Below are 12,618 nucleotides of genomic sequence, written 5' to 3' on the forward strand. Positions count from 1 at the left end.
ACAAATTAAAGGGGTAATTAATTATGGCAGGATTATTTGATGCAATCAAAGAAACAGTACAAGCAGGTATCGCAGGAGACGGCGCTAAATTAGGAACAAGCATTGTAAGCATCGTAGAAAACGGTGTAGGCTTAGTTTCAAAATTATTTGGATTCTAGTCTTTCAATTTTTATACAATGGTCAAGGTGATAACCTTGGCCATTTTTTTATGTGTAAAATATGTGTATACTGAGATGGTTAATGATTATTAATAATGAGCGGAGGGATATTAAAATGACGATTAAAAGTTTACTGATAGATTTTGATGATACATTAGTGGATTTTCATGATGCTGAAGCTTATGCTTTTAATAAATTGGCAAAAAATTATAATTTAAAAACAACTCAAGCCGATTTAGAAGTATTTATGAAAGTTAACCAAGCTCACTGGGATGCGTTCCAAAAAAATGAACTTACCAAAGATGAAGTGTTAAGCAAAAGATTTGAAGCGTACTTTAAATTACATAATTTAATAGTAAATGGTGTTGAAGCAGATTATATATTTAGAGATGAGTTAGCTAATGCGCCGATTAAACATTTTACAAATACAATAGAAACACTTGATAGATTAAAAGATAATTATGACTTGTATATAGTGACTAATGGCGTTTTAGAAACACAAGAACGTCGAATTGAGAAAACTAATATCGGTCATTGGTTCAAGGATGTATTTGTATCAGAACAAACAGGTTTTCAAAAACCAATGCCAGAGTTTTTTGATTATGTATTTGATAAAATTGGAGAAGAAAAGCGTGGAGAATCATTGATTATTGGTGATTCAATGACTTCAGACATATTAGGAGGCAAAAATGCTAAAATAGCAACTTGTTGGTTTAACCCAAGAAATAAAGTAAATGAGACAACGATAATACCAGATTATACAATTACAGCATTAGATGAAATAGTAACTTATATTCAATAAAAAAGGCGGGGCAGAAATCATATATTTAAAAATTGATTTCATAGACCCGCTTTTATATTATTCTGAGCTTATAATAAGTTAACAATCGATATTTTTATAAATACTTATTCATATAAATAAGTATTATTGACTTGGCGACCACACTAAAACATCGTGGCCTTCTTTGTTTGCTTCTTCTAAATCAGTGAAGCCATGTTTGATGAAAAATTGTTTTGATTGATTACGTGCTATTACTTTAATTGGTAATCCTTGATCCTTTGCGAAATCTAATAATGCTTTACCATAACCTCTATTTTGGAAATCACGTAAGACCTCTAATTTCCACAACACATTATAATCGTCGAAATTAGGGAAGTGTTTTTCTTCTACGTCACCTTTACGATAAAGTGCCATCCTTGCACCTAATCGATCGCCGACATAAACGCCATAAAATGGTGAGTCTGAACTTGCATCAATCATTTCACCACGTAGCTCATCGACTAAATATAAATCTTCATTTCCAAAGTTTCTAAAATCTTCGAATAGTTCGTCAGTTCTGTAATTAATATCAAGACGCTTTACACTACTCATCGCATCTTCCCCCTTTGTATTATTAAGTATTATTATACCTTATTTTATGACTTTTTTCACAAAAATGACTGTTAGAAACTTTATTTTGTTAATTTGTTATCGTTTTTGCAACGATATAAACATAAAAATTTTGAACTATAGAAATATTATGTCCAAGCGTATTGTATGGTTTGCATTTTGAAAATTTGAAATTTGTAAGCCGTATAATTGTCAATATTGGATATAAACTTTATACTGATTAGGAATAGAGTAACATAAGGAGAATTACGCATGGATTGTATGACGACAAAACTCAACGAAAAAGATCAATTTATATCAAAACTAAAAAAGAGTGATTCAACGCTAGGACAGTTTTATAATTTAGATGCTATGGAAGATAAAAGCTATTATGAACGTTTAACATCTTCTAATAATGGTAGAGAAGTTGAATTAGCTAATATTATAAAAGAATATATGAGCGATTTATCTTTAACTGAGCAACAAGAAAATAATATAGCGTTATTAAGTGATGGGGCGAAGGTAATTATTGGAGGTCAACAAGCTGGCTTGTTCGGCGGTCCATTATATACTTTCCATAAAATATTTTCTATTATTACATTAAGTGAGAAATTATCGAATGAATATGAGAAAAATGTAATCCCTGTATTTTGGATTGCTGGTGAAGATCATGATTTTGATGAAGTTAACCATACTTATGCCTATAATACACAATATGCTAAATTACAAAAAATAAAATATCATACAATGACACCTCCTGAAACTAGTGTCTCAAGGTATTATCCTGATAAAGAACAATTAAAAGAAACTTTAGGACAGTTTTTCAAACAAATGAACGAAACAATTCATTCCAAACCATTATTAAAAATGTGTAATGATATCATTGAAGCAAATGATAGTTGGACAGATATGTTTAAAGCATTGTTGCATGAAGTATTTAAGTCTTATGGCTTATTAATTATAGATGCAAATGATGCTCATTTAAGGGATTTAGAACAACCATTTATTAAACAAATTATTGAACATCATAGTGAAGTGGATGAAGCGTTTAGAAATACACAAAAGCAGACTATAGCAAATGGCTTAGAACAAATGATTCAAACAGACACGAATGTCCATTTGTTTATGCATGATAATAATATGAGGCAATTATTAACTTTTAAAGATAACAAGTTTTATTTGAATAAATCAGATAAGTATTTTTCAAAAGATGAGTTATTAAAAATAGTAGATTCTGAACCGCAGCTCTTTTCAAATAACGTTGTGACACGACCAGTTATGGAAGAATGGTTGTTTAACACAGTTGCTTTTGTCGGTGGTCCGAGTGAAATTAAATATTGGACTGAATTAAATGATGTATTTAAAACTTTGGATGTAACGATGCCGATTGTATTACCACGTTTACGTATTAGCTATTTATATGAAAGAACTGAAAAACTACTTAAACAATACCAATTGGATGAAAATTCAATTATTGAAAAAGGTGTTGAAGACTACAAAAAGCAGTTCGTACGTGCACAAGCTTCACAAGAGTTTATAGATCAAATAGAGCATTTAAAAGTACAACAAACTCAGTTATATCAAAGATTGCAAGCTGAAGTAGATGGGAACAATGATAATAAACAGTTATTGGACAAAAATAATGAAATACACCAAAAGCAATATGATTATTTAATTAAAAGGTATTTATTAAATATAGAACGTGAAAATGAAATTAGTATTAAACATTTTAAAGAATTAAATGAAGTCCTCCATCCGATGGGAGGTTTACAAGAAAGAATCTGGAATCCGCTACAAATTATGAATGATTTTGGGATAGATGTGTTCAGTCCCTCCACCTATCCACCACTTTCTTACACTTTCGATCATATTATTGTTAAACCTTAGAGCGCCAAGGTTTCGCCCGATTCATCAAAATGATGGATCGGGCATTTTTTTATGTAAAACGATAAATTTTGGTGAAAATTGTATAATTAGTGGAGGATAGTGGTGAGATGTGGTAAATTATATATATGAGAAGGTGAGGTGATTATAAATGTTCATGGGAGAATACGAACATCAGTTGGATACAAAAGGACGCATGATTGTTCCATCAAAATTTCGTTATGACTTAAATGAGCGTTTTATAATCACTCGTGGCCTTGATAAATGTTTATTTGGTTATACTTTGGAAGAATGGCAAGTTATTGAAGAAAAAATGAAAACCTTACCAATGACTAAAAAAGATGCACGTAAATTTATGCGTATGTTCTTTTCAGGTGCTGTTGAAGTAGAACTTGATAAACAGGGGCGTATTAATATTCCGCAAAACTTACGCCAATACGCAAACTTAAGTAAGGAATGCACAGTAATAGGTGTCTCGAATAGAATTGAAATTTGGGATAGACAAACTTGGAACAGCTTCTACGATGAATCTGAAGATAGTTTTGAAGATATTGCTGAAGACTTAATTGATTTTGATTTCTAATATGGAGGCGTTATTTTGTTTCATCATGTCAGCGTAATGCTTAAAGAGACCATTGATTATTTGAATATAAAAGAAGATGGCGTGTATGTCGACTGTACATTAGGTGGAGCAGGTCATGCACTATATTTAATAAATCAACTTGGTGACAAAGGAAGACTGATAGCAATAGATCAAGATACTACAGCTATTGAAAATGCAAAAGAAGTTTTAAAGGATCATTTGCATAAAGTTACCTTTGTCCATAACAACTTTAGAAAATTAACTGAAATTTTAAATGATTTGAATATTGAAAAAGTAGATGGTATTTATTACGACTTAGGAGTTTCTAGCCCACAGTTAGATATACCAGAGCGTGGATTTAGTTACCATCAAGATGCGAAGTTAGATATGCGTATGGATCAATCCCAATCATTATCAGCCTATGAAGTCGTTAATGATTGGGAGTTTGAAAAATTAGTGAAAATTTTCCATCGTTATGGTGAAGAGAAATTCGCTAAACAAATTGCCCGACGTATTGAGCAAAATAGAGAACAACAGCCAATCGAAACGACATTAGAACTTGTTGATGTCATTAAAGAAGGAATACCTGCCAAAGCGAGACGTAAAGGCGGGCACCCAGCAAAAAGGATTTTCCAAGCAATTAGAATAGCGGTAAATGATGAATTGTCATCATTTGAAGACTCATTAGAACAAGCGATAGATTTAATAAAAGTTGATGGTAGAATTTCAGTCATAACGTTCCATTCTTTGGAAGACCGTTTATGCAAGCAAATGTTTCAAGAGTACGAAAAGGGGCCAGATGTACCAAGGGGATTACCAGTTATACCCGAAGCATACACACCTAAATTGAAACGCGTTAACCGTAAACCTATTACCGCTACTGATGAAGATCTAGAAACTAATAATAGAGCGCGTAGTGCGAAGTTACGTGTTGCAGAAATATTAAAATAAGGAGTGAATGTTGAGTGGCAGTAGAAAAGATATATCAACCTTATAATGAACCGGAAACACAAATTCCTGAGTCGCAACCCTCGACCCAGCCCAAAACCGTAAAACGCAAAGTTGTAGTTAAACTTACAAAATTTGAGAAAATGTTATACATAGGACTTATAACAGTAATTGCATTGATAAGTATTTATATGCTATCTTTAAAAATGGATGCGTATGATACTCGAGGAAAAATTGCAGATTTAGATACAAAAATCGAAAAACAATCAAGTGAAAATAGCGCAATAGAATCTGAAATTAAAAAGAACTCTTCATATGAACGCATTTACGATAAGGCCAAAAACGAAGGAATGAGCCTTAAGAACGACAATGTAAAGGTAGTGCGTAATAATGGCGAAGCGAAAAATTAGATTAAAAAAACCCAAGTTTCTTATTAAACAAAGTAAAATAGGGGCAGTCCTACTCATTCTTGGATTCGGACTGCTCTTTTTTACGTTGGTTTTAAGATATTCATATATAATGCTAACTGGACATTCTTCAGGCGAAGATTTAATTATGAAGGCAAACGAGAAATATTTAGTTAATAGCCAGCAACAACCTGAACGCGGAAAAATTTATGACCGTAATGGGAAGATTTTGGCAGAAGACGTCGAACGGTATAAAGTCGTGGCTATTGTTGATAAAAAAGCAAGTGAAGGTAGCGATAAACCTAAACACGTTACAGATAAGAAAGAAACTGCTAAGAAGTTAGCGACAGTCATTGATATGTCTGCTAAAGAAATTGAAGAAAAATTAGATAATAAAAAAGCGTTCCAAGTTGAATTTGGACAAAAAGGAACTGATTTAACATATCAAGAAAAAGAAAAAATTGAAAAAATGAAGTTACCTGGTGTAACGCTTTATCCAGAAACTGAACGTTTTTATCCTAATGGAAACTTTGCATCACATTTAATTGGAATGGCCCAAAAAGATCCGGATAGTGGCGACTTGAAAGGCGCTATGGGCGTTGAGAAAATATTTGATAGTTATTTATCTGGGCAAAAAGGAGCATTATCCTACATCCATGATATATGGGGTTATATTGCACCTAATACTAAGAAGGAAAAAACACCTAAACGTGGGGATGATGTACATTTAACATTGGACTCTAATATCCAAGTATTTGTTGAAGAGGCATTAGATGGCATGGTCGAACACTATAAACCGAAAGATTTATTCGCTGTTGTAATGGACGCACATACCGGTGAAATACTCGCGTTTAGTCAGCGTCCAACTTTTAATCCAGAAACAGGAAAAGATTTCGGTAAAAAGTGGGCAAATGATTTATACCAAAACACATATGAGCCTGGTTCAACCTTTAAATCATATGGCTTAGCAGCTGCTATACAAGAAGGGAAATTTGAACCAGATAAAAAATATACAGCCGAACCTAGAGAAGTCATGGGATCAAAAATTTCTGACTGGAACAAGGTGGGTTGGGGAGAAATCCCAATGTCACTAGGATTCACATATTCGTCTAATACATTAATGATGCACCTGCAAGATTTAGTTGGCGCAGATAAAATGAAAGACTGGTATGAGAAATTTGGTTTCGGTCAATCTACAAACGGTATGTTTGACGGGGAAGCTACTGGTGGAATCGCTTGGGATAATGAAGCACAACAGAAAACATCTGCGTTTGGTCAGTCTACTACAGTAACACCAGTACAAATGCTTAAAGCGCAATCTGCTTTCGTTAATGACGGTAACATGATTAAGCCTTGGTATGTTGATAATATAACGAACCCCGTCAGCAAAGATACTTTTTATAAAGGTAAGAAAGAATATGATGGTAAACCTATAACGAAAGATACAGCTAAAAAAGTGCGTACTGAGTTAGATAAAGTTGTAAATAGTGAAGATAGCCATGCTAAGAACTATCAAATCGATGGTTATGATGTTGCAGGTAAAACAGGTACAGCACAAGTTGCAGACCCAGATAATGGTGGTTATGTTGAAGGTGAAAATCCGTATTTTGTTAGTTTTATCGGTGATGCACCAAAAGATGACCCTGAAGTAATTGTTTATGCTGGTATGAGTTTAGCAGAGAAAAATGATCAAGAAGCTTATGAGATGGGTGTAAGTAAAGCATTTAAACCTATTATGGAAAATACGCTAAAATATCTGAATGTTGGAGATAAGAATACTAAAGACAACTCAGATGTGAAATATAGTGAAGTACCTAATGTTGAAGGACAAGAAACGCAAAAAGCGCAAGATAAAATAAATAGTAAGTCTCTAAAACCTATAGTAATTGGCGATGGAGAGAAAATTACTAAGCAATCTGTGAGCGCTAATAAAGAAGTATTGCCTAACAGTAAAGTATTATTATTGACAGATAGTGATATTACAATGCCTGATATGACAGGTTGGTCGAAAGAAGAAGTTGTGGCATTTGAGTTACTTACAAAAACTAAAGTAACAACAAAAGGTAGTGGATTTGTATCGAATCAATCTGTTACTAAAGGACAAAAAATAAGCAGCAAAGATAAAATTGAAGTAACGTTATCTTCAGAAGATATTAATGGCCAAACTTCAAAAGACGAATCTAGTTCGGACAAAGACTCAGATAACAACAAAGATTCAAAAGACAAAGATGACAACAAAGACTCAGATGAAAATAAAGATTCAAAAGATAATGAATCGTAGTTTGAGCTAAGTGGATTTTCTTAATGGAGATATTTCATTAAAATCTAAGACTTAATATGTAATCAACTTTGAGGTTTAAATAAAAGTAGCTAATCACTAAGTGTTGCAATAAAGTAACAACTTGAATTGGTTGGCTACGAACCTCAGTACATATGACTAATCGACGAGCATAACGACATAATCCAATTAAATAAATAAAGGAGCGCAATATGGTTTATTTACTCGCAATTATCGCACTGTTAATCACGTTTATATTAGTCCCAGTTCTAATACCAACGTTAAAACGAATGAAATTTGGGCAAAGCATTAGAGAAGAAGGTCCGCAAAGTCACATGAAGAAAACAGGCACACCTACTATGGGTGGATTGACTTTTCTCATTAGTATTATTGTAACTTCAATTTTAGCAATCATTTTTATGGATAACTCTAATCCGATTATTTTGTTGTTATTTGTAACAATAGGTTTTGGTTTAATTGGGTTTATTGATGATTACATTATTGTAGTAAAGAAAAATAATGAAGGTTTAACGAGTAAGCAAAAATTCTTAGCTCAAATAGGTATTGCAGTTATCTTCTTTATTTTAAGCCAAGTATTTAACTTAACTGACTTTTCTACAGGAATTCATTTGCCTTTTACAAATATTGAAGTACCACTTTCGATTGCATATGTAATTTTCATAGTCTTTTGGCAAGTAGGTTTTTCAAATGCAGTTAATTTAACAGATGGATTAGATGGCCTAGCTACAGGCTTATCTATTATCGGCTTTGTAATGTATGCAATTATGGCTTACTTCCAAGGTGCAACGTCTATCGGATTATTCTGTGTTATCATGATTTTTGCGCTAATTGGCTTCTTACCATTCAACTTGAATCCGGCGAAAGTCTTTATGGGAGATACGGGTAGTTTGGCACTAGGTGGTATATTTGCTACTATTTCTATTATGCTCAATCAAGAACTGTCTCTAATTTTTATCGGTTTTGTATTTGTAGCAGAAACATTATCGGTTATGATACAAGTAACTTCATTTAAATTGACTGGAAAACGTATTTTCAAAATGTCTCCGTTACATCATCATTTTGAATTGATTGGATGGAATGAGAAAAAAGTGACGACAGTATTCTGGACAGTAGGCTTGATTACAGGACTCATCGGTTTATGGATTGGAGTGAATTAAATTGCTGAAGTATACAGAATTAGAAAATAAAAACGTATTAGTGATTGGATTGGCGAAAAGTGGTTATGAAGCCGCTAAATTATTAAAAAAACTTGGTGCAAATGTAATTGTCAATGACGGTAAAGACTTGAGTCAAGATGCACATGCGATCGATTTAGAAAATATGGGCATAACAGTAATTGGGGGAGACCACCCACTTTCATTGTTAGATAGTAATCCTATAATATTTAAAAATCCAGGTATTCCTTATAATGTTCCATTAATAGAAGCAGCAACTGAAAAAGGATTGAAAATATTAACGGAAGTAGAATTAAGTTATTTAATATCAGAAGCGCCAATTATTGGTGTAACTGGTACAAACGGTAAAACAACAGTGACTTCATTAATTGGAGATATGTTTCAAAAAAGTAGGGTGACTGGTAAACTATCGGGTAACATTGGTTACGTGGCTTCAAAAGTTGCACAAGAAGTCTCAGCTGATGACTATTTAGTTACGGAGTTATCATCTTTCCAATTATTAGGAATCGATAAGTATAAACCACATATCGCTATAATTACGAATATCTATTCAGCGCATCTTGATTATCATGAATCTCTAGAAAATTATCAAAATGCTAAGAAGAAAATATATATTAACCAAACAGAAAATGATTATTTAATTTGTAATTACCATCAACGTCATTTAATCGAATCTGAATCATTGAAAGCAAAAACATATTATTTTTCAACTCATCAAGAAGTAGACGGTATTTATGTTGAGGATGGCTATATTGTATTTAAAGGTTTTAGAATCATTCATATAGATGATCTTGTGCTACCAGGTGAACATAACTTAGAAAATATTCTTGCCGCAGTATTGGCAGCATTACTTTCTGGAGTTTCCGTTAAAGCAATTATTGATAGTTTGACGTCATTCTCAGGTATTGAACACCGTTTACAATATATTGGAACAAATAAAACGAACAAGTATTACAATGACTCAAAGGCTACGAATACATTAGCTACACAATTTGCATTAAATTCGTTCAAACAACCAATCATTTGGTTATGTGGCGGGTTAGATCGTGGCAATGACTTTGATGAGCTTATTCCACATATGAAAAATGTAAGAGTTATGGTAACTTTCGGTGAGACAAAGGAGAAATTTGTGAAGTTAGGTGAAAGCCAAGGTAAGTACGTCATTACAGCTTCTGATGTGCAAGATGCAGTAGATAAGATACAGTCTGTCATAGAACCAAATGACGTTGTATTATTATCACCAGCATGTGCAAGTTGGGATCAGTACAATACTTTTGAAGAGCGTGGAAATAAATTTATCCAAAGTTTCCAAGCAAATTTACCTTCTTTTTAAAGGGTGTGATATTAAATGTCTGACAAAGTTAGTGAATTTGACTCTGATTACTTAAAAGAGAAACGAGCAAAAAGACGTAAAAGACAAAAGCAAATTCAATATTCAGTATTTGGTGTTTTATTGTTTATAATTATTTTAATATTGATTTATATGTTTACACCTTTGAGTAAGATTAGTAGTGTAGAGATTAGCGGGAATGATAATACATCTAAGAATACAATTAATAAAGCTATAAACGTAAAAGACAACTCAAGAATGTACACTTATAGCACTACAAATGCTCAAAACAAGCTTGAAGAAAGCACGCTTATCAAAAGTGCAGAAGTTAAAAAGCATTTTCCAAACAAGTTAACTGTGAAAGTGTCAGAAAAACAAATTGTAGCCCTAACTAAAAAGAAAGATAATTACCTACCTGTTTTAGAAGACGGTACAGAGTTAGAAGATTATGATGGTAATGCTACTGATAATGGGCCAATTCTTGAAGGGTTTGAAAAAGACAAAAAAGAAAAGATTATACAAGCGCTTTCTGAAATGCCTGCGAAGGTTAGAGGGATGATAGCAGAAATTAAATTTGACCCTCAAGAAAATGCACAAAATCAAATCAAATTATTCACAACAGACGATATTCAAATTCTTGGTAATTTAAATACAATTGGTAAAAAAATGAAATACTATCCGCAAATGTCACAATCATTAGAACGTGATGAATCTGGAGAATTAAAAAAAGCGGGGTATATTGATTTATCAGTAGGTGCATCGTTTATTCCATATAGTGGTGGTAGCACTACAAAATCTTCAAGTGACCAAAATGTGGATAAGGGTACAACAGGAGAAGATAAGGCAAAAGATGAGCTTCAAAGTGCATTAAATAAGATTAATGAGAAAACAGACAAAAATAATTAAAAAATTTCGACAAATACTTATCTTTATAGTTCACAAGCGTTAAAACCTATTGTAAACTATTAATAGTGTGAATTTGAATAAGTTATTGTCAGGAGGTGCCTATCTATGGAAGAGCATTATTATGTAAGTATAGATATCGGTTCATCGAGCGTTAAAACGATAGTAGGCGAGAAATTTCACAACGGTATAAATGTGATAGGTACAGGACAAACCTACACAAGTGGGATTAAAAATGGTCTTATTGATGATTTCGATATTGCTAAACAAGCAATTAAAGATACAATCAAAAAAGCCTCTATTGCTTCAGGAGTAGATATTAAGGAAGTATTTTTAAAACTACCTATTATCGGAACAGAGGTATTTGATGAGTCCAATGAAATAGAATTTTATGAAGATACAGAATTAGATGGTACACATATTGAAAGTGTACTTGAAAGTATTCGCGATAAAAATGATGTCCCTGAAACTGAAATTATTAACGCATTTCCAATTAAATTTATTGTAGATGGGGAGAATGAAGTTTCTGATCCAAAAGAATTGATTGCTAGACATAGTCTGAAAGTTGAAGCTGGTGTTATTGCAATACAAAAATCAATATTAATTAATATGATTAAATGTGTTGAATCTTGTGGCGTGGATGTACTTGATGTATATTCTGATGCATACAACTATGGCTCAGTTCTTTCAGCTACTGAAAAAGAATTAGGTGCATGTGTAATCGACATTGGTGAAGATATCACGCAACTTGCATTTTACGAGCGTGGTGAATTAGTTGATGCAGATGCATTAGAAATGGCAGGTCGAGATATTACTGAAGATATAGCTTCAGGCTTAAATACTTCATACGAGACCGCTGAAAAAATTAAACATCAATATGGACACGCTTTCTTTGATTCTGCTTCTGATCACGATGTATTTTCCGTTGAACAAGTCAACAGTGACGAAGAAGCGGAATTTACACAAAAAGACTTAGCAGACATTATTGAAGCACGCGTCGAAGATATTTTCTTTAATGTGTTTGAAGTATTGCAAGAATTAGGACTTACAAAAGTAAATGGTGGTTTTGTTATTACAGGTGGTTCTGCAAACTTATTAGGAGTTAAAGAATTGCTTCAAGATATGGTGAGTGAAAAAGTGAGAATTCACACTCCATCACAAATGGGAATCAGAAAACCTGAGTTCTCGTCAGCAATTTCAACAATTTCTAGTAGCATTACTTTCGACGAATTACTAGATTATGTTACAATTAGTAATCATGACAGTGAAGAATTCGAGGAAGAAGTCATCGAATCTGATGAAAGAGAACATAGTACAAAATCAAGTGGATTTGATTGGTTTAAGAAAAAATCGAACAAACCTGAAGAACCTCAAACGTCATCAACTGAGTCAAGAGAAGCAACTAATACTGTTGAAGCAGAAGAAGAGCCAGAGGTGTACGATAACGAAGTAAACATCGATCATGATGAAGAACGTAAACCTCAAGACAAAGAAGAAGGTAAATTCAAAAAACTTATGAAATCTCTATTCGATTGATTGGCCATTAAAACTAGGAGGAAATA

The 12,618-nt window shown here is 32.9% G+C and carries 12 protein-coding genes; 11 read left to right on the forward strand and 1 reads right to left on the reverse strand.

Going from position 1 to position 12,618, the window contains the following annotated elements; all coding sequences use genetic code 11:
- Nucleotides 1-23 precede the first annotated feature (23 nt).
- Entirely contained in the window at nt 24-158 is a 135-nt protein-coding gene (locus ACF91D_RS17890) for a beta-class phenol-soluble modulin (RefSeq protein WP_037556984.1), read from the forward strand.
- A gap of 115 nt (nt 159-273) precedes the next feature.
- Complete coding sequence (locus tag ACF91D_RS17895; protein ID WP_039066866.1) at nt 274-960, forward strand: YjjG family noncanonical pyrimidine nucleotidase; 687 nt, start codon at nt 274-276, stop codon at nt 958-960.
- 123 nt (nt 961-1,083) lie between these two features.
- Here the strand turns inward: ACF91D_RS17895 and ACF91D_RS17900 are convergent, their stop codons facing one another.
- Nucleotides 1,084-1,530 carry an N-acetyltransferase gene (locus ACF91D_RS17900; RefSeq protein ID WP_039066865.1) on the reverse strand — a complete coding sequence of 149 codons (447 nt, stop codon included), beginning with the start codon at nt 1,528-1,530 and terminating at the stop codon, nt 1,084-1,086.
- A gap of 270 nt (nt 1,531-1,800) precedes the next feature.
- On the opposite strand from ACF91D_RS17900, the gene bshC reads away from it, so the two are divergent.
- From bshC to ftsA, 9 genes are all read left to right on the forward strand, one after another.
- Nucleotides 1,801-3,414: a bacillithiol biosynthesis cysteine-adding enzyme BshC gene (gene bshC / locus ACF91D_RS17905; RefSeq protein ID WP_208181579.1), complete on the forward strand. Its 1,614-nt coding sequence runs from the start codon at nt 1,801-1,803 to the stop codon at nt 3,412-3,414.
- Nucleotides 3,415-3,562: 148 nt separating this feature from the next.
- Nucleotides 3,563-3,994, forward strand: a complete 432-nt coding sequence (mraZ, locus tag ACF91D_RS17910; RefSeq protein ID WP_039066862.1) for a division/cell wall cluster transcriptional repressor MraZ — start codon at nt 3,563-3,565, stop codon at nt 3,992-3,994.
- 15 nt (nt 3,995-4,009) lie between these two features.
- Nucleotides 4,010-4,945 carry a 16S rRNA (cytosine(1402)-N(4))-methyltransferase RsmH gene (rsmH, locus tag ACF91D_RS17915; protein ID WP_327620643.1) on the forward strand — a complete coding sequence of 312 codons (936 nt, stop codon included), beginning with the start codon at nt 4,010-4,012 and terminating at the stop codon, nt 4,943-4,945.
- A 14-nt stretch (nt 4,946-4,959) separates the two neighbouring features.
- On the forward strand, nt 4,960-5,352 hold the full coding sequence (gene ftsL / locus ACF91D_RS17920; RefSeq protein WP_017724210.1) for a cell division protein FtsL: 393 nt from the start codon (nt 4,960-4,962) through the stop codon (nt 5,350-5,352).
- Nucleotides 5,333-7,630 carry a penicillin-binding protein gene (locus ACF91D_RS17925; RefSeq protein ID WP_069792876.1) on the forward strand — a complete coding sequence of 766 codons (2,298 nt, stop codon included), beginning with the start codon at nt 5,333-5,335 and terminating at the stop codon, nt 7,628-7,630. Before ftsL ends, ACF91D_RS17925 begins: the two co-directional genes overlap by 20 nt.
- 209 nt (nt 7,631-7,839) lie before the next feature.
- Entirely contained in the window at nt 7,840-8,805 is a 966-nt protein-coding gene (mraY, locus tag ACF91D_RS17930) for a phospho-N-acetylmuramoyl-pentapeptide-transferase (protein WP_039066857.1), read from the forward strand.
- Between the two features lies 1 nt (nt 8,806).
- Complete coding sequence (gene murD / locus ACF91D_RS17935) at nt 8,807-10,156, forward strand: UDP-N-acetylmuramoyl-L-alanine--D-glutamate ligase (protein ID WP_039066856.1); 1,350 nt, start codon at nt 8,807-8,809, stop codon at nt 10,154-10,156.
- Between the two features lie 15 nt (nt 10,157-10,171).
- Nucleotides 10,172-11,059 (forward strand): cell division protein FtsQ/DivIB, encoded by an 888-nt coding sequence (locus ACF91D_RS17940; RefSeq protein ID WP_392437484.1) that lies wholly within the window; start codon nt 10,172-10,174, stop codon nt 11,057-11,059.
- Nucleotides 11,060-11,164: 105 nt separating this feature from the next.
- A complete protein-coding gene (ftsA, locus tag ACF91D_RS17945) occupies nt 11,165-12,592 on the forward strand; it encodes a cell division protein FtsA (RefSeq protein WP_069792874.1) in 1,428 nt (475 codons plus the stop codon).
- Nucleotides 12,593-12,618: the final 26 nt, after the last annotated feature.

Source organism: Staphylococcus sp. 231237_7MaSpsaltlick (assembly GCF_043107035.1).

Excerpts from the sequence above, each read along its gene's own strand:
- ACF91D_RS17940 (WP_392437484.1), top strand. The coding sequence starts at position 10,172 with ATGTCTGACAAAGTTAGTGAATTTGACTCTGATTACTTAAAAGAGAAA.
- bshC (WP_208181579.1), top strand. The coding sequence starts at position 1,801 with ATGGATTGTATGACGACAAAACTCAACGAAAAAGATCAATTTATATCA.
- ACF91D_RS17925 (WP_069792876.1), top strand. The coding sequence starts at position 5,333 with ATGGCGAAGCGAAAAATTAGATTAAAAAAACCCAAGTTTCTTATTAAA.
- ACF91D_RS17895 (WP_039066866.1), top strand. The coding sequence starts at position 274 with ATGACGATTAAAAGTTTACTGATAGATTTTGATGATACATTAGTGGAT.
- mraZ (WP_039066862.1), top strand. The coding sequence starts at position 3,563 with ATGTTCATGGGAGAATACGAACATCAGTTGGATACAAAAGGACGCATG.
- ftsA (WP_069792874.1), top strand. The coding sequence starts at position 11,165 with ATGGAAGAGCATTATTATGTAAGTATAGATATCGGTTCATCGAGCGTT.
- ACF91D_RS17890 (WP_037556984.1), top strand. The coding sequence starts at position 24 with ATGGCAGGATTATTTGATGCAATCAAAGAAACAGTACAAGCAGGTATC.
- ACF91D_RS17900 (WP_039066865.1), bottom strand. The coding sequence starts at position 1,530 with ATGAGTAGTGTAAAGCGTCTTGATATTAATTACAGAACTGACGAACTA.
- mraY (WP_039066857.1), top strand. The coding sequence starts at position 7,840 with ATGGTTTATTTACTCGCAATTATCGCACTGTTAATCACGTTTATATTA.